The sequence below is a fragment of the Mesorhizobium sp. B2-8-9 genome (assembly GCF_006439475.1).
In the GTDB taxonomy this organism is placed as follows: domain Bacteria; phylum Pseudomonadota; class Alphaproteobacteria; order Rhizobiales; family Rhizobiaceae; genus Mesorhizobium.
On sequence record NZ_VFTQ01000020.1, the window covers coordinates 54,791 to 76,428 of the forward strand.

Consider the following 21,638-nt stretch of genomic DNA (forward strand, 5'->3'; position numbering starts at 1 on the left):
GGCGCCGCTCGAGCGGGGCCGGCGCGTTAGTTTCACGTAGGAGTCATTTGCCGCGACGACGCAGGCCGTCGAAGTAGACGATGACGATGATCAGCAGGCCGGTGATGACGCGCTGCCAGAAGGTGTTGACGTTGAGCAGGTTGGCGCCGTTGTTGATCGTCGAAAGGATGAAGGAGCCGATCAGCGGTCCATGCACGGAGCCGATGGCGCCGAACAGCGAGGTGCCGCCGATCACCGACGAGGCGATGGCCTGAAGCTCATAGGTGTCGCCCTGCGTCGGATTGCCGATGCCGATGCGCGAGGCCAAGAGCACGCCGACGATGGCGGCAAGCAGGCCGGACAGGACGTAGGCCATGAAGATGGTGCGCGGCACGTTGACGCCGGACAGGCGCGCGGCCTCGGCGTTGGAGCCGACCGAGAACAGGTAGCGGCCCCAGCGCGTATGGTGCAGGAACACGTAGGACGGGATGGCGACCAGGATCACCATCCAGAACAGGTAGGGAATGCCCGCGAGCGAGCCGCGCGAGAAAGCCTGGAACGAGTCGCTGTTGATGGAGATCGAATTGCCGTTCGTCATCAGGAGGCCGATGCCGCGCAGCGAGGTCATGGTGGCCAAGGTGATGATGAAGGGCGGCAGGCCCATCTTGACGATGCCGAAGCCGTGGAAGAGGCCGATGGCGACGCCCACCAGCAGCGTGATCAGCACCGCGGCCCAGATCGGCCAGCCGGCGTTGATCAAAAGCGCGACAATGACGGTGGTGAAGCCGACCACCGCGCCGACCGACAGATCGATGCCGCCGGTGATGATGACGAAGGTCTGGCCGACGGCGAGGATGGCGATCAGCGATCCCTGACGCAGAAGGTTGGTGATGTTGAGCGTCGTGGCGAAGGACGGCGTGGCGACGGCCAGCACGATCCACATCAGGAGCAAAAGGCCAAGCAGCGTCAGGCCGAACAGGGCGTTGAAATTGCGCTTGGGTTTTTCGGCGGGGATCGCCTCGGTGCTCATTTTTGTCCTCCCGACTTTTCTTGTTTCTCGGCCAGTGCCTGACCCAAAATGTCCTCGTGGCTGGCGGTGCGGAAACCGTGGGTCGCGACCAGCTTGCCGCGCCGGAACACGTGCAGCGTGTCTGCAAGCTCATAGACTTCCGGCAGATAGGACGAGATCAGGATGATGCCGGCGCCCTTGGACAGGAGCGTCGAGAACAGGCGGTAGATCTCGGCCTTGGTGCCGACATCGACGCCCACCGTCGGCTCGTCGAAGATGAACAGCTTGGCGCCATGCGCCAGCCATTTGCCGATGACGATCTTCTGCTGGTTGCCGCCTGAGAGGCTTGAAGCCAACGCATGGCGCGTCGGTGTCTTGATCCTGAGATCGGCGATCTGGCGGTCGGCCTCGGCCTTTTCTTTGGCGCCGGAGATCAGAAAATTGCTGGAGATGCGTTTGTAGATCGGCAGGTTAAGGTTGATGCCGACCGGCAAATTGAGGCACAGACCCTGGTCGCGGCGGCTTTCCGGAGCCAGCGCCATGCCGAGCCGGATCGCGTCATGCTCGGAATTGACCTGGACCTCCTTGCCTTGCCAGAGAATCTGGCCCGCCGATTTCCTGTGGCGGCCGTAAAGCGTGGTGACGAACTCGCTGCGGCCGGCACCGATCAGGCCGTAGAGGCCGACGATCTCGCCGGCACGGACGGTCACCGAGACATTCTCGAAGCCTTTGCCTGAGAGGTTCTTCGTCTCGACGACGGTGGCGCCGGGGGTGAAATGCTCCTTGTGGTAGATCTGCTCGATCGAGCGGTTGATCATCAGCTTGACCAGTTCGGGCTCGTCGGTCTCGGCGATGTTGCGGGTGCCGACCAGAGTGCCGTCGCGCAGCACGGAAACGCGGTCGGCGAGCTCGAACACTTCCTCCATACGGTGGCTGATATAAATGATGGTGACGCCTTCGCCTTTGAGCCGGCGGATCAGCTTGAAGAGCTGGTCGGCCTCCTTGCGTGTGAGGTAAGCGGTCGGTTCGTCGAAGATCAGGAATTTCGTCCCGCGCACCGTAGCGCGGGCGGCGGCGATCAGCTGCTGCTGGCCGATGGTGAGATCGCCAAGCATGACATGCGCCGGCAAGTCGAAGCCCAGCCCGTCGATGATCTTTTGCGCGTCCTTGACCATGGCGCGCTGCTGCAGGAGGCCGAAGCGTGACTCCTCCTCGCCGAGGAACATGTTGGCGGCGACGGTGAGATGGCGGCAGAGCACCACCTCCTGGTGGACGGCGTTGATGCCCAGCGCCATCGCCTCATGCGGCGTGGCCAAGGCGGTCGGCTTGCCTTCCCAGATCACCTCGCCGGAGGTGCGCGGCATGACGCCGGTCAGGAGTTTTATTAGGGTCGACTTGCCGGCGCCGTTCTCGCCGACGATCGCGTGGATCTCGCCTGCCTTGAAGGCAAGATGCACAGGTTTCAGCGCATGCGTGCCGGGGTAGCGCTTTTCCAGGCCGTTGAGCTCGAGGATCGTCCTGCCCGGTTCCAGCGTGGGGGCCGGATGCAATTCCTGCGCCGTCGACGTCATGACAATCCTCCCAGATTGGCCTCAACCATTGGGTACGCAGCGATGCGTCTGGCGCGCATCTTGAAGGCGGAGCCTAAATCGGGCCGGCGAATTTCCAAATCGCCCCGATGGATGTTTCCGGGGCGCGAGGCCCCGGAAACGACTGTCGCGATGCTGCTCACTTGAGCTTCGGGTTGAGCAGCGCGTCGATCTTGGGATCCTTCATGTTGTCCTTGGTGACGAGGTTCGCGCCGGTGTCGACATTGGCCTCGACCTTCTCGCCCTTCGAGGCGGCCAAGGCGGTCTTGATGCCGTCATACCCCATCCGGTACGGATCCTGGACGACTAGGCCCGAGATGACGCCGTCATTGAGGAACTTGATCAGCTTTTCGTCGCTGTCGAAGCCGATCAGCGCCACCTTGCCGCCGAGATTGTTTTCGGCGATCGCCTGGCCGACGCCCTGCGCCATGATCAGGTTCGAGGCGAAGATGCCCTTGAGGTCCGGATTGGCGGTGATCAGGTCGGTCGCGATGTTCAAGCCCGTGGTGGCCTGGCCGTCGGCATATTTGTCGGCGACAAGCTCGAGGCCAGGATACTTGGCCTTGATCTGTTCGATGAAGCCTTGCTTGCGCTGCTCGAGCGAGCCGGCGCCGGGAAGTGCCGTGATCAGCGCGACTTTGCCTTCCACCTTGCCGCCGTTGGCGGCGCCGATTGCGGCGGCGAGGCCGTCAGCGGCGACGCGGCCGCCCTGCACGTTGTCGGTGGTCAGGAAGGAGGTGAAGGCCTTGGAATCGGCGCCGGAGTCGATGCCGATGACCTTGACCTTGGAGGCAGCCTCGTCGATCGGCTTGCCGAGCGCCTTGAACTCGGTCGGCGAAATGACGACGGCCGCCGGGTTGCTGGCGACGGCGTTTTCCAGGATCGAGATCTGGCCGTTTACGTCGGTTTCGGCCTGGGCGCCGAGTTCCGGCACGTTGACGCCGAGATCCTTGCCGGCCTTGCGGGCGCCGGCCAGAACGATCTGCCAGTAGAAGGATGTGGTATCCTTGACGATGATCGGAATGGTCACGTCGGCCGCCGAGGCGGGCGCGGAATGCATCGCGCCGGCGAGCATCGAAGCGGCGGCCAAGGCCACGAAGGCGCGGCGGTTGAGAAGGCTGGTCACGAATTTCATTAGGTTCCTCCCTAAGTCGCCTGGTGAAGGTTGCGGAAGCTCCATCTGGATAGGCGCGGCCCAAACAGAACTTTATCAATAAAAAACAGATACCGTTTTTTGATAGAGCATTGCCGTGACCGATGCAAGCGATGTCTGCTGCCGTACGCGATGCGGGCTAGGGTCCGTTCGGCTCGTCCCTGGACAGTGCTCGGATGCTCCCGTTCCTCCTTATCGGCATGGAACAATAATTTCATAATTCTGTCAACATGGAATATTTATTCCATAGAAAAAGCCTGCACGGTAGTGAAGGTCGCCTCCTGTCGTCGGTGGCGCTTCCGACGCGATAACGGCCTTTGATTAAAGCGTCGCGCCGAGATGCCACGGCACGAATTCGTTGTCGCCGTAGCCGAACGCCTCGCTCTTGGTCTTGCGGCCGGACGCCGTCTCGATGATCAGCTCGAAGATCTCGCGGCCCATGCCGGCGATGGTCTTCTCGCCCGAGGCGATAACCCCGCAATTGACGTCCATGTCCTCTTCCATCTGGTGATACATGGTCGAATTGGTGGCGACCTTGATCGACGGCGTCGGCCGGCAGCCAAAGCAGGAGCCGCGGCCGGTGGTGAAGACGATGACATTGGCGCCGCCGGCGACCTGGCCGGTGGCCGAGACCGGGTCGTAGCCGGGCGTGTCCATGAACACCAGGCCGCGGCCCGAGACTTTCTCGGCATAGCCGAAGACGCCGTTGAGCGGCGTCTGGCCGCCCTTGGCGACCGCGCCCAGCGATTTCTCGAGGATCGTGGTCAGGCCGCCGCGCTTGTTCCCGGGCGAGGGATTGTTGTCGATCGAGGCGCCGTGCTTGGCGGTATGGTCCTCCCACCACTTCACAAAGCCGTCGAGCTTGGCGGCGATCTCCGGCGAGGCGGCGCGGTAGGCCAGCAGGTGCTCGGCGCCATAGATCTCGGTGGTCTCCGACAGGATGCCGATGCCGCCGCAGTCTGCCAGGATATCGACGGCGGCACCCAATGCCGGATTTGCCGTGATGCCGGACATGCCGTCCGAGCCGCCGCATTGCAGCCCGACGACGATCTCCGAGACCGGGATCGGCTCACGCTGCAACTGGCCGACCTCCTCGGCGATCTCGGCCAGAACGCCCATCGCGCGCTCGACCGATTTGCGCGAGCCGCCGGCTTCCTGGATGTTGAAATGCCGTTTTCCGGCGGCCACGCCCTTCTGGCCGTAAAGCGTGAGTTGGTTGACCTCGCAGCCCAGGCCCACCATCAGCACGCCGCCGAAATTCGGGTGGCGCGCATAGCCGGCTAAAGTGCGGTGCAGAACCATCATGCCGTCGCCGGTGGCACTCATGCCGCAGCCCTGGCCGTGCACGATCGGCACGAAGCCGTCGATGCCGGGATATTTCGGCAGAAGCGTGCGGTTGGCTTCGTCCGCAATGGCATGGCAGACGGTCGACGAGCAATTGACACTGGCGATGATGCCGATGAAGTTGCGCGTGCCGGAGCGCCCATCGGCGCGGCGGTAGCCCATGAAGGTGCGCTTGCGGTCGGCCTCGGTGGCGTGCTCGGCCTCGCTCGGCGGCACCACCGGCAAGCGGCCGCTCTCGAAAACCAGATTGTGCGAATGAACATGCTCGCCGGCCGCGATGTCTTGCGTGGCGCGACCGATCGCCTGGGCGTATTTCACAACCGCTTCGCCCGCCGGGATCGGCTTGATCGCCACCTTGTGGCCCGGCTCGATCACGGCAGTCGCGGTTGCGCCGCCCGGCAATGGCGTTCCGATCTCGATGCGCCCGTTGGCAACGGCGACATTATCGGAGGGTGAGAGAAGGATGGTGTTTGCAACGTTCACGGGCGGCTGTCCTGGGTGATCCTGGGAATGCGGGCGGATTGACTTGCGCCCGTTTAAAGGTAATGTCTTTTATCGGGAAAAAACAATTTTGCGTCAATTGTTTTTTCGCTCGGTTGGTGCTCGTCTTTTGGACGCCCGCGCCGCCCGTTCGGCAAGCCGGCGAAAAACGTTCCGCTTTCGGAGGCTTGCGCCAGAGCAATTCCAGGAAAAGTGCGTAGCGGCTTTCCGTCCGGAATTGCGCAGAAACAAAGATTTAGCGCAGTTCGGCGACTCCGAGAAACGCTGAACTGCTCTAGGAACACCGATCATATCGCGTTTCCGGCAGGCCGCCGCAAGCGTTGGGGGATACGGGGCATGTCGAAAAGCAACAATGTCTACAAGGACGCCTTCAACCGCTGCCTCAGGTTGCTCGACGAGACCAAGAGCCTGCCGTCGGAGCCTGAGCTCGGCACGCTGCTCGGCGTCAGCCGCACCACGGTGCGCAGCATCCTTGCGCGCATGGAAGAAACCGGGCTTATCGACTGGAACAAGCGTAATAAGACCGTGCTCAGGGCGCCGCGGTCCGAGGACTTCTTCCCCGAGGAGGAGACCGACTCGCTGGCCGAGATCATCGAGCGCTCTTTCATGCGGCGTCTGCTTGCGGGAGGCGCCGAAGCCGGCATGCAGATCAACGAGCTGGAGCTGGCGCGCGAGATCGGCGTCGGCACCACCAGCGTGCGCGAATTCCTGATCCGCTTCTCGCGCTTCGGGCTGATCGAGAAGCGGCGCAACAGCCATTGGGTGCTGAAGGGTTTCACGCGCGCCTTCGCGCTGGAGCTGACCGAGATCCGCGAGATTTTCGAGCTGCGTTCGGCGGCGGCTTTCGCCGCGCTGCCGGAAGATAGCGCGGTATGGGCCGATCTTGACCGGCTGGAGCTCGAGCATCGCCAGCTCGCCAGCGAGATCGCCACGCGCTTCAACGAATTCTCCGAGCTCGACGAGCGCTTCCACCGGCTGATCCACCGCGCCTCGCACAATCGCTTCATCGTCGACTTCTACGATGTCATCGCGATGATCTTCCACTACCACTATCAGTGGAACAAGGCTGAGGAGCGCCAGCGCAACGAGGTCGCTATCCAGGAGCATCTCGCCTATATCGCGGCGCTGAAATCGCGCGATCCCGGCAAGGTGGACGCCGCCTGTCGCAAGCACCTGAAGTCGGCGCGCCAGACGCTGCTGACCTCAATTCCCGAAGGGCGGCAGATGCAGCCCGCCTAGGGTCTGTCGAGATTCAGGTGATGCCGGCCTGCGAAGGGCGGCTTCCTGCGCTTCCGGTGCTCACGTACCTTAAGTACGCTCCGCTCCGGTTCTCGGAAGCCACCATTCTCGGCTCGGCCTGACCTGAATCACGCATGTCGTCCAGAAGCGTGCAGCGGTTTTGGGACAACGACATGCATAAAAACAAGCGCGTCGCGCCGCGTTGCCGCAGCGCGGTTTTGCCGATTTCCCGCGCGCATTCCCCGTGCTAGCGTCGACGCGTTTCCGGGAGAGGCTTTGCGTTGGATATCCGGCTGAGACGATGGAGCATGCCGGCCGCGTTCGTCGCGGCGCTGCTTCTATTGCTTCAGTCCTCTCTCGGCGCTTTCGCCTTCGGCGCGCCTTCGCAGGTCGACGCCTTCGGCAACGTCATCTGCACGCATGAAGGGGCTGTAAAACTCCCCGGCGGCGATCCCCACCAACAACATCTGCCGGCCTGCTGCTCGCTCGGCTGCAACATGGTTTCGGCGGCGCATATGCCGCCGCCAGAGGCCGTCGCCCTGGCCAGGACCCAGCTTTTCGAGGCCGTCGCCTTCCAGCTTCCGGCCTTCCGGCACCAGGATTTCGCCCGCGACCGCTCTCCGGCCAATCCGCGCGCGCCGCCGGCGATGGTCTGATCCGCGGAACCTTCCGCAGGCCTATTCATCCAAAGATCAGACTGTTCGCGGCCGCATTCCGGCGCGATCCCGTACTCATGGAGCAACCATGTCCAATCTTCTTCCCAAGGCGCAAGCCTTCGCCCTTCGCGGCGCGCCGCCGTTTCACCTCCAACTGCGCGTTGGCCTTGCCGTGCTCAGCCTTTTTCTTCTCTTGGCCTGCATTCCCGCCGCCTTGGCGCATGAGTTCAAGGTCGGCGATCTCGAGATCGAGCATCCCTGGTCGCGGGCGACGCCGCCGGGTGCCAAGGTGGGCGGCGGCTATTTCACCGTGATCAACAAGGGCAGCGCGCCGGACCGGCTGCTGTCGATCTCCTCCGACATCTCCGAAAAGGCCGAACTGCATGAGATGGGCGTCAAGGACGGCGTCATGACCATGCGGCCGGTCGAGGGCGGGCTGGACATCCCGGCCGGCGGCAAGGTCGCGCTGAAGCCGGGCGCCTATCACCTGATGTTCACCGGCTTGAAGCGGCAGCCGAAGCAGGGCGAGAAATTCTCCGCGACGCTGACCTTCGAGAAGGCGGGCAGCGTCACCGTCGAGTTCGCCGTCGAAGGTATCGGCGAGACGGGCAGTGGCGACATGGGCGACATGGATCACGCCGAGTAATCCGCCAATTCGAAATCAGAGGCACAATTCATGAAAAAGTATGTTTTGGCGGCGGGCGCGCTTTGCGCGCTCGGGACCAATGCCGCGCTCGCCCACATCACGCTCGAAACGCAGGAAGCGGCCGTCGGCTCGACCTACAAGGCCGTCTTGCGCGTGCCGCATGGCTGCGAGGGCAAGGCAACGACCGCGGTGCGCGTGCAGATACCCGAAGGCGTCATCGCGGTGAAGCCGATGCCCAAGCCCGGCTGGACGCTGCAGGTCAAGAAGGGCAAATACGAGAAATCCTACCAGCTCTATGGCGAGACCTTGACCACCGGCGTGAAGGAAATCGACTGGAGCGGCGGCAATCTGCCGGACGAATTCTATGACGAGTTCGTCTTCCGCGCCTCGCTGGCGGCCGATCTGCCGGCCGGCCAGATGCTCTATTTCCCAGTGGTGCAGGAATGCGGCGACGCCGCCGAGCGCTGGATCGAGATCCCGGCGGCCGGCCAGGACGAGGACGCCTTTGAAACGCCTGCGCCCGGCATCAAATTGCTGCCGAAGAAATGATCTCTGTTGGCGCGCTCCCTCGGGATGCGCCACCACATTCCCATCAAGACGGCATGAACGCAGCACAGTCTTTCCCCGCGAACCGCATGGCCGGCCGGCATATCGGCCTGCTTGCCTGGCTGTTCGCAGCGCTCATGACGATGGCGGTGCTGGCGATGCCCGGCCGAGCCTTGGCGCATGCGGCGCTCGTCGCGACCGACCCGGCTGACGGCGCCGTGCTGACGCAAAGTCCCGGCAAGTTCTCGCTGACCTTCAGCGAGCCCGTCTCGCCGCTGGTGCTGACGCTTGTGCGGCCGGACGGCTCACAGCTTGCGCTGACATCCTTCCGCCTCAAGGACCAGACCGTCGAGATCGACAATCCCGAAGCGCTCAAATCCGGCACGCATGTGCTGAGTTGGCGGGTCGTTTCGGTCGACGGCCATCCGGTCGGCGGCTCGGCGCTGTTTTCCATAGGAGCGCCAAGCGCGGCACCAGTGGCGGGCGAGGCCGTCGACTGGACGCTGCGGACAGCGATCTGGCTCGGCAAGCTGTTTCTCTATACCGGACTTTTTCTCGGCATCGGCGGCGCGTTCGCACTTGCCTGGCTGGCCGAGGACCGGCGCCGCGGCCGACGCTTCGTCATCGCGGCGCTTCTTATCGGTCTCGTCGGAGCGCCGCTTTCGCTCGGCCTGCAGGGGCTGGATGCGCTCAGCGCGCCGCTCGCCCGGTTTGCGACACCGGCTGTCTGGAAGACCGCGCTCGAGACGAGCTTCGTCTGGACGGTGCTGCTCGGCCTGATCGCGCTCGGCTTGGCTTTGCTTTCTCTTGCCGGACCGTCGGGCTTGCGCAAGCTGGCGGCGTCCGTAGCACTGCTCGGTGTTGGCGCGGCCCTTGCCGCGAGCGGTCACGCCAGCGCCGCCGAACCGCAATGGCTGACGCGGCCGCTGGTATTCCTGCACGGCACCGCGATCGCCTTCTGGGCGGGCGCGCTGGCGCCGCTCGGCCTCGCGCTGCGGCAGCAGCCGGCGAAAGCGAAGGTCTTTCTGAGGCGCTTCTCGCGCGCGATCCTGCCGGTCGTGGCTGTCCTTGCCGCCAGCGGCATCGTGCTGGCGATCGTCCAGGTGCAGCAGCCGGCGGCGCTGATCCATACCGCTTATGGCCGGCTGCTGCTGCTCAAGCTCACGCTGCTGCTCTTCCTGTTCACGTTGGCCTCCATCAACCGCTGGACGTTGACCGCCCCGGCTGTGGCCGGCGACACCGAGGTGCAGCGGCGGATGGTGCGCTCGATCGGCATCGAGGTGGTCATCGTGCTCGCCATCTTCAGCGTCGCCGCCGGCTGGCGCTTCACCCCGCCGCCACGCGCGTTGGCGATCGCCGCCGCGCAACCGGTTTCGATCCACATCCACACGCTGAAGGCGATGGCCGATCTCGGCATCACGCCGGGCCATGCCGGCGAGGTTGCCGCTTCGATGATGATCATGACCGGCGAATTCGGGCCGCTCGACGCCAAGGCGGTGACGCTGGTGCTGTCGAAGCCGGATTCCGGGATCGAGCCGATTAAGCGGCCGGCGAGAAAATCCGGCGATGGCACCTGGCGTATCGACAATCTCGTCATCCCGCTGCCGGGCCGCTGGGACGCCCGGCTCGATATTCTCGTTTCGGACTTCGAGGTGGTGAAGATCGAGGCGCCGATCGATATCCGCGCAGAGTGAAATTGAGAGTGAATGGTAAATGATGAATAGTGAATAGCAGGCGATTTTCGTTTCCGCGTCGCGACGACGTTCGCCTGTCCATTTCACTATTCACCATTCACCATTCGCCCTTCACCCTCGGTCTCACCGATCTCGACACAATTCGGCGAGACGGTTGACGCAGCCGCCAAGGCCCGTCATTCATCTGGGAAAGGCGTTCTCCAGGACGCAACCCACACAAGCATCCGAACGCAGGGAAGAAACGATGGAAAAAGCCGAAATCGGCCTGATCGGCCTTGGCACGATGGGTTCCAACCTGGCGCTCAACATCGCCGAGCACGGACACCGCATCGCCGTCTTCAACCGCACGCCATCGCGCACCGACGCCTTTGTCGAGAGTGCCGGTTCGCTGAAGGACATGGTCGTTCCCTGCTACAGCCTGGAGGAGCTCGCCGCTGCGATCCGGCCTCCGCGGCCGATCATCATCATGGTGCTGGCCGGCAAGCCGGTCGACGAGCAGATCGCGGCGCTGCGCGGCGTGCTGTCGGCCAACGACATCGTCATCGATGCCGGCAACGCCAATTTCCGCGACACGATGCGCCGCTTCTCGGAGCTGTCCGGCTCGGGCCTGACCTTCATCGGCATGGGCGTGTCGGGCGGCGAGGAGGGCGCGCGGCACGGCCCTTCGATCATGGTCGGTGGCACCGAAGAGTCCTGGAAGCGCGTCGAGAAAGTGCTGACGGCGATCTCGGCCAAGTTCAAGGACGAGCCCTGCGCCGCCTGGCTCGGACATGACGGCGCCGGCCATTTCGTCAAGACCATCCACAACGGCATCGAATATGCCGACATGCAGATGATCGCCGAGATCTACGGCATCCTGCGCGACGGTCTCGGCATGGCGCCCAAGGAGATCGGCAAGGTCTTCGAAGAATGGAACAAAGGCCGGCTCAATTCCTACCTGATCGAGATCACCGCAAAAGTTCTCGCCGCCGACGATCCCAAGACCAGCAAGCCGGTGGTCGACATCATCCTCGATCGCGCGGGGCAGAAGGGCACCGGCAAATGGTCAGTCATCGAAGCGCAGCAGCTCGGGATTCCGGCGACGGCGATCGAGGCGGCGGTCGCGGCGCGCGTGCTGTCCTCGATCAAGGATGAGCGGCAGGCGGCGGAAAAGGCCTACGGCAATATCGGCGTCGAGAAGATTTCCGGCGACAGGGGCGCGCTGCTCAAGGACCTGGAACTGGCATTGTTCGCCGGCAAGATCGCCGCTTACGCGCAAGGCTTCGCGGTGATGAGCGGCGCCTCCAAGGAATTCAACTGGAACCTGCCCATGCCGACCATCGCCAAGATCTGGCGCGCCGGCTGCATCATCCGCTCACAGATGTTGGACACGATGGCCGACGCCTTCGGTTCGGGCAGCGCTTCCACCAATCTGCTGATGGCGCCGGCCTTCATCGCCATGATGAAGGAGGCGCATCCGTCGCTGAGGCGCGTCGTGGCGCGCGCTTCCGAAGCCGGCTCGCCGGTGCCGGCGCTGTCGTCGGCGCTCGCCTATTTCGACAGCTACCGCCAGGGACGCGGCACCTCAAACCTGATCCAGGCGCAGCGCGACTTCTTCGGCGCGCACGGCTTCGAGCGCATCGGGGAAGAGGGGGCGTTTCATGGCCCATGGGGGAGTGGGGCCGCCTAGCTAGGGCCAGGTGAGGCCGGCCTGCAAATGCCGGCTTCCTGCGCTTCCGGTGCTCACGTACTTTAAGTACGCTCCGCTCCGGTTCTCGGAAGCCACCATTTTCGACTCGGCCTGACCTGCCCCTCAAGTCGCGCCAGTCAGCCGCGATAGGGCAAAACCTCGCTCGGCGTGCTGAGCGATTGCAGCGTGCCTGGATCGGCGCCGCCGATCCAGCCGAGCACGGCGCGGGCGAGCTCGGAGCCGGCGAGCCGGAAATTCTCGTTGACGACGAGCAGCTCTCGCCGGAACAGATGCAGCAATTCCGACGATTGTTTCGACACCACGTCGACGTCGCGGCCGAGCTTCAGCCCGGCGTCCTCTATGCCGGCCACGATGGCGAGCGTGGCGGCGGCGGCGCTGCTGACGAAGCCGTCCGGACGGTCCTTGCGCCGCATCAATTGCGCGGTCCGCATTCTGATCTGCTCGATCGACTGATCGATGGAGACGGTGTTGAACGGCACCTCGCTGGCTCCCACCTCGCTCAGCGCATCGGCAAAGCCGGCGACCGTATGGCCGTGATAGGTGAGGCCGACCGGAGGCGTCACCAGGGCAAGCCGGTTGCGGCCCCTGCCGGCGAGGTAGCGGACGGCTTCGCCGGCAAAGGCATAATTGTCGAAGTCGTGATAGGGATGCACCAGCCCCATGTCGGTGCGACCATGCGTGGCGAAGGGAATGCCGCGCTCCAGCATATAGCGCGCCCGTGGATCGTTGGGCTGGGTGCGCGAGATGATGACGCCGTCGGCCGAGCCCGTCTCGACCAGATAGCGCACCGGGTCCAGCGGATCCTGCGAGCGCGAATAGGGCGTGACGATCAGATGGTAGGGCGTGTCGGCGATCACCTCGGTGACGCCGTAGATGATGTCCGAGACGAAGCTCATGAGCTCGTGCTCGGTGTTCAGCACAAGCGATATCACGTTGGTCTTGCCGGTTCTCAAGCGTACGCCGGCGCGGTTCGGGCGATAGCCGATCTGCTTGGCGACGAGCTGGACGCGGCGCCTTGTCTCGGCGCCGATCTCGGGCGCATCCTTCAGCGCGCGCGAGACCGTCGTGACGCCCAGCCCGGTCATGAAGGCAAGCGTCTTCAACGTCGGCCGTTCCTTGCCCGACGTGTCGTCGTCGCCCTTCTTCGTTATCCGTCTATCCATCGTCCCGCCCGTCAGGCGCATAGCAGTCGCGGGGCCGACCGGCAATCGTGCGGCGGTGACATTTGCGCGACCTTCAGTTTGCGGCTCGGCTCAATATACTGAAACGTTACAGATTGCCAATCTTCGTGATCAACCGGCAAGGTCGCGCCGTTGCATCGCGGATGCGGAGAGGAGCCGAAAGTCGCTGGAATCACAAAGAAATATCGGTCTGGGCCTGCTTTTGGCACCAATCGACTGATCTGACACCGACATTGCCGCCTCGGGAGAAAGATTTTGTTCGCGTCGCGAAAAAATCTTGGCCGGCCTCAAGGCGAGGGGTTGCCTAGGCGGATCATTTGCCGTATCGAAAATCTGTAACGTTTCAGATTCTGGGAGGAGCCGAAATGCGATACAAATTCCTGACTGCTGCCTTTGCCGCGACAGTTGCGCTCAATTTCGCCGGTCCGGCGGCCGCGACCGACCTGGAAGTCACCCATTGGTGGACTTCCGGCGGCGAGGCGGCAGCGGTGGCCGAGCTTGCCAAGGCTTTCGACGCGACGGGCAACCACTGGGTCGACGGCGCCATTGCAGGCTCCGGCGGCACGGCGCGGCCGATCATGATCAGCCGCATCACCGGCGGCGATCCAATGGGCGCCACCCAGTTCAACCACGGCCGCCAGGCGGAGGAACTGGTGCAGGCCGGGCTGATGCGCGACCTCACCGATATCGCCACCAAGGACAAGTGGACGGAGATCGTGCGGCCGAAGAGCCTGCTCGACAGTTGCACCATCGACGGCAAGATCTATTGCGTGCCGGTCAATATCCATTCCTGGCAGTGGCTGTGGCTGTCCAACGAGGCCTTCCAGAAGGCCGGCCTGCCTGTGCCGAAGGACTGGAATGAATTCGTGGCGGATGCGCCGGCGCTGGAAAAGGCGGGCATCATTCCGCTCGCGGTCGGCGGACAGGCCTGGCAAGCCTCGGGCGCCTTCGACGTGCTGATGGCCGCGACCGGGGGCACCGACACGTTCCTCAAGGTCTACAAGGACAAGGACGCCACCTTCGCGGCAGGCCCGGAGATCGCCAAGGTGTTCAAGGCGGCGGACGACGCCCGCAAGATGGCCAAGAACACCAATGTGCAGGACTGGAACCAGGCCACCAATCTGGTCATCACCGGCAAGGCCGCCGGCCAGATTATGGGCGACTGGGCGCAGGGCGAGTTCCAGGTTGCCGGCAAGACGGCCGGCAAGGACTATACCTGCCTGCCCGGCCTCGGCCTGAACGAAGTCATCGCCACCGGCGGCGACGCCTTCTACTTCCCGCTGCTCAAGGATGAGGCAAAGACGAAGGCGCAGGCGGTGCTCGCCGAGACCTTGCTCGATCCGAAGACCCAGGTCGCCTTCAACCTCAAGAAGGGCTCGCTGCCGGTGCGGGGCGACGTCGACCTCAACGCGGCGAACGACTGCATGAAGAAGGGCCTCGCCATCCTCGCCAAGGGCGCCGTCATGCCGTGGACGGACCAACTGCTTTCGCAGGACAGCCAGAAGCAGAAGGAGGACCTGTTCTCCGAGTTCTTCGCCAAGCCGGACATGACAGTCGAAGAAGCGCAGAAGCGCTTCGCCGCCATCATCGCTTCGGCCGATTGATCTACCGGCGCCCCGCCAGCTCCCGGTCCCTGCCTAACGGGGGTCGGGAGCATCATGTCCTCATTGCCCCAGCCCGGCTGTCGAGATGAGCAATAGCGAACGTCCCAACCAGCTTTTCCGTAACCTCAATGCGAAGATCGCATCGATTCCGATGGTGCTCACCGCGCTTGTGGTGTTCGTCGGTGGCACGGCGTGGACGGTTCTCTACTCCTTCACCAATTCGAAGCTGCTGCCACGGCTCAACTTCGTCGGCCTCGACCAGTATTATCGGTTGTGGGCGACGCCGCGCTGGCTGATCTCGATCGAGAACCTCCTGATCTATGGCGTGATCTCGCTGGTGTTCTCGCTGGTGATCGGCTTCGTCCTGGCGGCGCTCCTCGACCAGAAGATCCGCTTCGAGGATACGTTCCGCACCATCTTCCTCTATCCCTTCGCGCTCTCCTTCATCGTCACCGGGCTGGTCTGGCAATGGCTGCTCAACCCGGATTTCGGCATCCAGCGCGTCGTGCGCGACCTCGGCTGGACGGGCTTCAGCTTCGACCCGCTCTATAATTCCAGCATCGTCATCTACGGCATTTCCATCGCCGCGCTCTGGCAGGGCACGGGGCTGATCATGTGCCTGATGCTTGCCGGCCTGCGCGGCATCGACGAAGACATATGGAAGGCGGCGCGAGTGGACGGCATCCCGATGTGGAAGACCTACCTGTTCATCGTCATCCCGATGATGCGGCCGGTCTTCATCACCACGCTGGTCATAATCGCTGCCGGCATCGTCAAGGTCTATGATCTCGTCGTGGCGCAGACCAGCGGCGGGCCGGGCATCGCCTCCGAAGTGCCGGCAAAATACGTCTACGACTACATGTTCTTCGCCCAGAATCTCGGCCAGGGTTTCGCCGCCTCGACCATGATGCTGCTCTCGGTGATGATCGTCATCGTGCCATGGGCCTATCTCGAGTTCGGAGGCCGCCGGCGTGGTTGATGTCACTGCCTCCCCGTCCGATGCGGGCGTCCTTCCGCGCGACGACGCCGGGCCCGCCGGCGCGAAGCCGCGGCATGCGCTCTCGCGCCGCAACATCTTCCTCTACGGCACGCTGATCGTCGTGGCGCTCTATTACCTTTTGCCGCTCTACGTGATGATCGTCACGTCGCTGAAGGGCATGCCGGAAATCCGCCTCGGCAACATCTTCTCGCCGCCGGTGGAAATCACCTTCGAACCCTGGGTGAAAGCCTGGGCGACCGCCTGCACCGGCCTCAACTGCGACGGGCTCTCGCGCGGTTTCTGGAATTCGGTGCGCATCACCGTGCCGTCGGTGCTGCTGTCGATCGCGATCGCCTCGGTGAACGGCTATGCCTTGGCCAACTGGCGCTTCAAGGGCGCCGACACCTTCTTCATCATCCTGATCGTCGGCGCCTTCATTCCCTACCAGGTGATGATCTACCCGATCGTCATCATCCTGCGCGAGGTCGGCATATACGGCACGCTGACCGGCCTTGTGATCGTGCATTCGATCTTCGGCATGCCGATCCTGACGCTCTTGTTCCGCAACTATTTCACGTCGATGCCGGAGGAACTGTTCCGCGCGGCGCGCGTCGACGGCGCCGGCTTCTGGGGTATCTATCTGCGCATCATGCTGCCGATGTCGCTGCCGATCTTCGTCGTCGCCATCATCCTGCAGGTCACCGGCATCTGGAACGACTTCCTGTTCGGCGTCGTCTACACGCGCCCCGACACCTACCCGATGACGGTGCAGCTCAACAACATCGTCAATTCGGTGCAGGGCGTGAAGGAATACAACGTCAACATGGCCGCGACGATCCTCACCGGACTCGTTCCGCTCATCGTCTATTTCATTTCCGGCAAGCTCTTCGTGCGCGGCATCGCGGCCGGCGCAGTGAAAGGATGATGATGGCAGCGGCAATCGCCAATCCCAGCGTTTCGATCCAGGACCTGTCGCTCAATTTCGGTGTGATGTCGGTGCTGAAAACGCTCAATCTCGACGTCGCCGAGGGCGAGTTCATCGTGCTTCTGGGACCGTCCGGCTGCGGCAAATCCACCTTGCTCAACTGCATCGCCGGCCTGCTCGACATTTCGGAAGGCCGCATCTTCATCAAGGGCAAGAACGTCACCTGGGAGGAGCCTAAGGACCGCGGCATCGGCATGGTGTTCCAGTCCTACGCGCTCTATCCGCAGATGACGGTGGAGAAGAACCTGTCCTTCGGTCTGCGCGTTGCCGGCCTGGCCAAGGACGAGATCGCCAAGCGCATCGCACGCGCCGCCGAGATCCTGCAGATCGAGCCGCTGTTGCAGCGCAAGCCCTCGGCGCTCTCCGGCGGCCAGCGCCAGCGCGTGGCGATCGGGCGGGCACTGGTGCGCGACGTCGACGTCTTCCTGTTCGACGAGCCGCTCTCCAACCTCGATGCCAAGCTGCGGGCGGAACTGCGCGTCGAGATCAAGCTGCTGCACCGCAAGCTCGAAAATACCATGATTTACGTCACCCACGACCAGATCGAGGCAATGACGCTTGCCGACCGCATCGCGGTGATGAAGGGCGGCGTCATCCAGCAGCTCGACGCGCCGCAGACCATCTACAACCGTCCGGTCAATCGCTTCGTTGCCGGCTTCCTCGGCTCGCCGGCGATGAACTTTATCGACGGCCATTTGGAAAACGCGGATGGCGGCTGGCATTTTCTTGCCGATGGCCTGAAGATTCCACTCAGTACCTATGGTTTCGACCGGCAGCCGGAACCCGGACCAGCCGTGTTCGGCATCAGGCCCGAACATGTGAGTCTGAACAGCGGCGCCGGCTGGCCGTTCTCGGCGGCCAGCAAAGTCGAAGTGGTGGAACCGATGGGCTCCGACACACTGGTCTGGCTGCAGCTCGCCCAACAGAAATTCAGCGTCCGGGTTACCTCGGAGCGCACGCCCGGGAATGATGAGGCGGTGACCGTCGGCTTCGATCCGATGCGCGCTTCGCTCTTCGACGCCCAGACCGGCAACCGCCTTTAACCTCCCAAGCAGAACGGACAGGACATGAACTGGTCATTCCAACTCTACAGCGCTCGCAATTTTCAACCATGGAACGACGTGGTGAAAATGCTCGGCGAGCTCGGCTACAGCCAGGTCGAAGGCTTTGGCGGCGTCTATGACGACCCGAAGGCGTTTCGCGCCGAGCTCGACAAGAACGGGCTTGCGATGCCGACCGGGCATTTCTCGATCGAGGCGCTGGAGAACGATTTCGACGGCGTGCGCAAGATCGCCGACGCGCTCGGCATCAGGCTGCTGATCTGCCCCTATCTGATGCCCGATCAGCGCCCGTCCGATGCCGCCGGCTGGCGAGGCTTCGGCGAGCGCCTCGCCAGGGTCGGCGAGGTGGCAAAAAAGGCCGGCTACGGCTTTGCCTGGCACAACCACGATTTCGAGTTCAAGGCGCTTACGGACGGCTCGCTGCCGCAGGATCACATCCTTTCCGCAGCACCCGACATCGGCTGGGAAATGGACGTCGCCTGGGTGGTGCGCGGCGGCGCCGATCCGCTGCCCTGGATCGAGAAGCATGGCAAGCGCATCGTCGCCGTCCACGTCAAGGACATGGCGAAGCCGGGCGAGGGGCTGGACGAGGACGGCTGGTCCGATGTCGGTCACGGCACGATCGACTGGGCGGGCCTGTTCAAGACGTTGCGCGCCAAGAGCGCGGCGCAGTATTTCGTCATGGAGCAGGACAACCCCAACGACATCGAGCGCTATGCCCGCCGCTCAATCGCAGCAGCCAAGAGCTGGCAGGAGTAATCGAAATGGCAGAGAAACTTGGCATCGGCGTCATCGGCTGCGGCAACATCTCGAAGGCGTATTTCTCGCTGGCGCCGCTGTTCCGCGGCATCAAGATGCGCGCCTGCGCGGATATTAACATGGAGGCCGCGAAAGCGCGGGCGAAGGAGTTCAAGCTCCGCGCCGAGACGGTCAACGACCTGCTCAAGGACGACGAGATCGACATCATCGTCAACCTGACGGTTCCGGCCGTGCACTACGAGATCTCCAAAGCGGTGCTCGACGCCGGCAAGCATGTTTATTCGGAAAAGCCGTTCGTCTTGTCGATCGAGGAAGGGCTCGATCTCAAGAAACGGGCCGAGAAGAAGGGCCTGCGCATCGGTTCGGCGCCGGACACCTTCCTCGGCGGCGCGCACCAACTGGTCCGCGATCTCATCGACAGCGGCAAGCTGGGCGCCATCACCAGCGGCACCTGCCATGTGATGGGCCACGGCATGGAGCACTGGCACCCCAACCCGGATTTCTTCTTCCAGCCGGGCGCCGGCCCGGTGCTCGACATCGGGCCATACTATGTCACCAACCTGATCCAGCTGATCGGGCCGGTGAAGCAGGTGGCCGCCTTCGCAACGACGCCGGCCAAGGAGCGCACCATCAGCTCCAAACCGCGGGCGGGCGAGAAGATCCCGGTGAACACGCCGACCACCATCCATGCGCTGCTCGAATTCGCGAATGGCGCGGTGATCACGCTCAACACCAGCTGGGACGTGTGGAGCCATGGCCACGCGCCGATGGAGCTCTACGGAGAATTGGGCACCGTCTTCGTGCCGGATCCGAATTTCTTCGGCGGCGATGTACGCTTCACCGACTCGGCCAAGCCGGTGAAGAGGCTGCCCAAGTGGAACCATCCGTTCGGCGTGCCGAACGAGATGCACGGCCAGGGCATGATGGCTAATTATCGCACCGCCGGCCTTGCCGACATGGCAATCGCGATTGGCGAAGGGCGGCCGCACCGCTGCTCAATGGAGCTGGCGCTGCACGCCGTCGATGTCATGACAGGCATCCTGCGCTCGGGCGAAAGCGGCAAATATGTCGCCATGCAGACGACCTGCGAGCGGCCGGCCGCGCTCGGCGTCAAGGACGCGAAGGCGTTGCTGGCGAAGAAAAAGTAGGTGGCAACCCCTCTCCCCGTTCAGGCGGGGAGAGGGTAAGGGTTAGGGGCAAGCATCGATTCAAATCAGGTTGGCGATGGTCGCCGCGCCGTTTCGATCCCAAGGATTCCCTATGCCCTATGTCGCCGCCGAAAATCGCTACGAGAAGATGATCTATAATCGCTGCGGTCGGTCCGGCCTGAAGCTGCCGGCGATCTCGCTCGGGCTGTGGCACAATTTCGGCAACGACACGCCGCACAGGACCAAGCAGGCGATCGTGCGCAAGGCCTTCGACCTCGGCATCACGCATTTCGACCTCGCCAACAATTACGGCCCGCCGCCCGGCTCGGCCGAAACCGCGTTCGGCGAGATCCTGCGCACCGATTTCGCCGCCTACCGCGACGAGATGATCATCTCGACCAAGGCTGGCTACGAGATGTGGGCCGGTCCGTATGGCGAATGGGGCAGCCGCAAATACATGCTCGCCAGCCTCGACCAGAGCCTCAAGCGAATGGGGCTCGACTATGTCGATATCTTCTATTCGCACCGTTTCGACCCCGAGACGCCGCTCGAAGAAACGATGGGCGCGCTCGACCACGCGGTGCGCTCGGGCAAGGCGCTCTATGCTGGCATCTCGTCCTACAATTCGCAGCGCACACGCGAGGCGGCCGACATTCTGCGCCAGCTCGGCACTCCTTGCCTCATCCACCAGCCGAGCTATTCGATGCTCAATCGCTGGGTCGAGGAGGATGGGCTGCTCGACACGCTGGAGGGGCTCGGCATCGGCTCGATCGTGTTCTCGCCGCTGGCGCAGGGCATGCTGACCGACAAATATCTCGGCGGCATCCCCGAGGGCAGCCGCGCATCCCAGGGCAAGTCGTTGCGACCGGCCTTCATCAACGACAAGTCGATCGCCAACATCAAGGCGCTCAACGCCATTGCCGGCCGCCGCGGCCAGACCTTGGCGCAGATGGCGCTGGCCTGGGTGCTGCGCAAAGGCCGCGTGACCACGGCGCTGATCGGGGCCAGCCGGCCGGAACAGGTGGAGGATTGCGTCGGCGCGCTCAAGGCGCTCGAGTTCTCCGACGCCGAGCTCGCCGAGATCGACAGCCACGCCCGCGAGTCCGACATCAACCTCTGGGCGGCTTCGGCCGAACGCAAGGGACCGCCGCGCAAGTAGCGATCAGCTGACGAACCATCTCGTCGGGGCGCGCACCAGAAGGGATGCGCTGCTGCGGAAACAGTGGCAAAATCGCTCGTTCGTCGTTATCTCAGGGGAATTGAAGTCGTTCGCGAGATCTGCCGCGAGCGTCGATTGGGCGAACAAGATGACGGCAAGAGATGCGCTGACCAAGAACCAGCTCTGCGTGCTCGAGAAGCTCGAGGCATCCAGCGGACCGCTCAGCGCCTATACTTTGCTCGACCAGCTGCGCGAGCGCGGTTTCCGCGCGCCGCTGCAGGTCTACCGGGCGCTCGACACGCTGGTGAAGTCCGGCTTCGTGCACCGGCTCGAAAGCCTAAACTCCTTCGTTGCCTGCGCCGAGCCGCACGACCACAGCCATTCGATGACGGCCTTCGCCATTTGCGACAATTGCGGCCAGGTGACCGAGATGTCCGACCACGATGTCGGCCACCGGCTGGACGAATGGGTGCGCTCGACGGGATTTGCCGCCAAGAAGGCGGTGATCGAGTTTCGCGGTGTGTGCGCCAAGTGCAGGGCTGAGGCTGCGTAAGCCTTCACTTCGTCATACTAGGGCGGAGCAAGGAGCGAAGCGACGCGCGCAGACCCTAGGATCCATTCCGTGACATACACGCACCGCCACGGTGCAGAATCTGCATTGACAAGCGGCGTGCTCGGCAAGCTATCCACCACCGCCGCGCACTACGGCGCGCGTC

At 63.6% G+C, this 21,638-nt stretch carries 20 protein-coding genes; 15 read left to right on the forward strand and 5 right to left on the reverse strand.

Features of this window, described 5'->3' with window-relative positions:
- Positions 1-43 precede the first annotated feature (43 nt).
- From FJ423_RS22220 to FJ423_RS22235, 4 genes are all read right to left on the reverse strand, one after another.
- Positions 44-1,009, reverse strand: coding sequence for an ABC transporter permease (locus FJ423_RS22220; protein ID WP_095769218.1), 966 nt, complete (start codon positions 1,007-1,009; stop codon positions 44-46).
- Positions 1,006-2,559 carry a sugar ABC transporter ATP-binding protein gene (locus FJ423_RS22225; RefSeq protein WP_140845191.1) on the reverse strand — a complete coding sequence of 518 codons (1,554 nt, stop codon included), beginning with the start codon at positions 2,557-2,559 and terminating at the stop codon, positions 1,006-1,008. Before FJ423_RS22225 ends, FJ423_RS22220 begins: the two co-directional genes overlap by 4 nt.
- Positions 2,560-2,716: 157 nt before the next feature.
- Positions 2,717-3,712, reverse strand: coding sequence for an ABC transporter substrate-binding protein (locus FJ423_RS22230; RefSeq protein ID WP_095769220.1), 996 nt, complete (start codon positions 3,710-3,712; stop codon positions 2,717-2,719).
- A gap of 339 nt (positions 3,713-4,051) precedes the next feature.
- Positions 4,052-5,557: an altronate dehydratase family protein gene (locus FJ423_RS22235; protein ID WP_140845193.1), complete on the reverse strand. Its 1,506-nt coding sequence runs from the start codon at positions 5,555-5,557 to the stop codon at positions 4,052-4,054.
- 43 nt (positions 5,558-5,600) lie between these two features.
- On the opposite strand from FJ423_RS22235, the gene FJ423_RS33650 reads away from it, so the two are divergent.
- From FJ423_RS33650 to gndA, 7 genes are all read left to right on the forward strand, one after another.
- Positions 5,601-5,843: a hypothetical protein gene (locus tag FJ423_RS33650; RefSeq protein WP_181174870.1), complete on the forward strand. Its 243-nt coding sequence runs from the start codon at positions 5,601-5,603 to the stop codon at positions 5,841-5,843.
- Positions 5,844-5,911: 68 nt separating this feature from the next.
- Entirely contained in the window at positions 5,912-6,814 is a 903-nt protein-coding gene (locus tag FJ423_RS22245; RefSeq protein WP_095769222.1) for a GntR family transcriptional regulator, read from the forward strand.
- A 308-nt stretch (positions 6,815-7,122) separates the two neighbouring features.
- Positions 7,123-7,470, forward strand: coding sequence for a DUF2946 family protein (locus tag FJ423_RS22250; RefSeq protein WP_140845197.1), 348 nt, complete (start codon positions 7,123-7,125; stop codon positions 7,468-7,470).
- A gap of 88 nt (positions 7,471-7,558) precedes the next feature.
- Positions 7,559-8,116 (forward strand): copper chaperone PCu(A)C, encoded by a 558-nt coding sequence (locus FJ423_RS22255; RefSeq protein WP_140845199.1) that lies wholly within the window; start codon positions 7,559-7,561, stop codon positions 8,114-8,116.
- A gap of 30 nt (positions 8,117-8,146) precedes the next feature.
- Positions 8,147-8,665, forward strand: a complete 519-nt coding sequence (locus tag FJ423_RS22260) for a YcnI family protein (protein WP_140845201.1) — start codon at positions 8,147-8,149, stop codon at positions 8,663-8,665.
- Positions 8,666-8,718: 53 nt separating this feature from the next.
- The gene (locus tag FJ423_RS22265) at positions 8,719-10,356 is read left to right on the forward strand and encodes a copper resistance CopC/CopD family protein (RefSeq protein ID WP_246680227.1); all 1,638 of its coding nucleotides are present in this window, start codon (positions 8,719-8,721) and stop codon (positions 10,354-10,356) included.
- 184 nt (positions 10,357-10,540) lie between these two features.
- Positions 10,541-12,025: an NADP-dependent phosphogluconate dehydrogenase gene (gene gndA / locus FJ423_RS22270; RefSeq protein ID WP_281408998.1), complete on the forward strand. Its 1,485-nt coding sequence runs from the start codon at positions 10,541-10,543 to the stop codon at positions 12,023-12,025.
- Between the two features lie 137 nt (positions 12,026-12,162).
- Here gndA and FJ423_RS22275 read toward each other — a convergent pair whose 3' ends face one another.
- Positions 12,163-13,209 carry a LacI family transcriptional regulator gene (locus FJ423_RS22275; RefSeq protein ID WP_095769304.1) on the reverse strand — a complete coding sequence of 349 codons (1,047 nt, stop codon included), beginning with the start codon at positions 13,207-13,209 and terminating at the stop codon, positions 12,163-12,165.
- A 383-nt stretch (positions 13,210-13,592) separates the two neighbouring features.
- On the opposite strand from FJ423_RS22275, the gene FJ423_RS22280 reads away from it, so the two are divergent.
- The 8 genes from FJ423_RS22280 to FJ423_RS22315 all read left to right on the forward strand — a co-directional run bounded on the left by FJ423_RS22280 (position 13,593) and on the right by FJ423_RS22315 (position 21,475).
- Positions 13,593-14,831 carry an ABC transporter substrate-binding protein gene (locus FJ423_RS22280; RefSeq protein WP_140674079.1) on the forward strand — a complete coding sequence of 413 codons (1,239 nt, stop codon included), beginning with the start codon at positions 13,593-13,595 and terminating at the stop codon, positions 14,829-14,831.
- 85 nt (positions 14,832-14,916) lie between these two features.
- Positions 14,917-15,810 carry a sugar ABC transporter permease gene (locus FJ423_RS22285; RefSeq protein WP_140845205.1) on the forward strand — a complete coding sequence of 298 codons (894 nt, stop codon included), beginning with the start codon at positions 14,917-14,919 and terminating at the stop codon, positions 15,808-15,810.
- On the forward strand, positions 15,803-16,735 hold the full coding sequence (locus FJ423_RS22290) for a carbohydrate ABC transporter permease (RefSeq protein ID WP_140845207.1): 933 nt from the start codon (positions 15,803-15,805) through the stop codon (positions 16,733-16,735). The genes FJ423_RS22285 and FJ423_RS22290 overlap by 8 nt, the downstream gene beginning before the upstream one ends.
- A gap of 2 nt (positions 16,736-16,737) precedes the next feature.
- The gene (gene ugpC / locus FJ423_RS22295) at positions 16,738-17,838 is read left to right on the forward strand and encodes a sn-glycerol-3-phosphate ABC transporter ATP-binding protein UgpC (protein ID WP_140845275.1); all 1,101 of its coding nucleotides are present in this window, start codon (positions 16,738-16,740) and stop codon (positions 17,836-17,838) included.
- A 24-nt stretch (positions 17,839-17,862) separates the two neighbouring features.
- Positions 17,863-18,615 carry a sugar phosphate isomerase/epimerase gene (locus FJ423_RS22300; protein ID WP_140845209.1) on the forward strand — a complete coding sequence of 251 codons (753 nt, stop codon included), beginning with the start codon at positions 17,863-17,865 and terminating at the stop codon, positions 18,613-18,615.
- Positions 18,616-18,620: 5 nt separating this feature from the next.
- Positions 18,621-19,763 carry a Gfo/Idh/MocA family oxidoreductase gene (locus FJ423_RS22305; protein ID WP_095769230.1) on the forward strand — a complete coding sequence of 381 codons (1,143 nt, stop codon included), beginning with the start codon at positions 18,621-18,623 and terminating at the stop codon, positions 19,761-19,763.
- Between the two features lie 112 nt (positions 19,764-19,875).
- Positions 19,876-20,922, forward strand: a complete 1,047-nt coding sequence (gene mgrA, locus FJ423_RS22310) for an L-glyceraldehyde 3-phosphate reductase (protein ID WP_140845211.1) — start codon at positions 19,876-19,878, stop codon at positions 20,920-20,922.
- A 148-nt stretch (positions 20,923-21,070) separates the two neighbouring features.
- Positions 21,071-21,475 carry a Fur family transcriptional regulator gene (locus tag FJ423_RS22315; RefSeq protein ID WP_042640862.1) on the forward strand — a complete coding sequence of 135 codons (405 nt, stop codon included), beginning with the start codon at positions 21,071-21,073 and terminating at the stop codon, positions 21,473-21,475.
- The last annotated feature ends 163 nt before the right edge of the window (positions 21,476-21,638 follow it).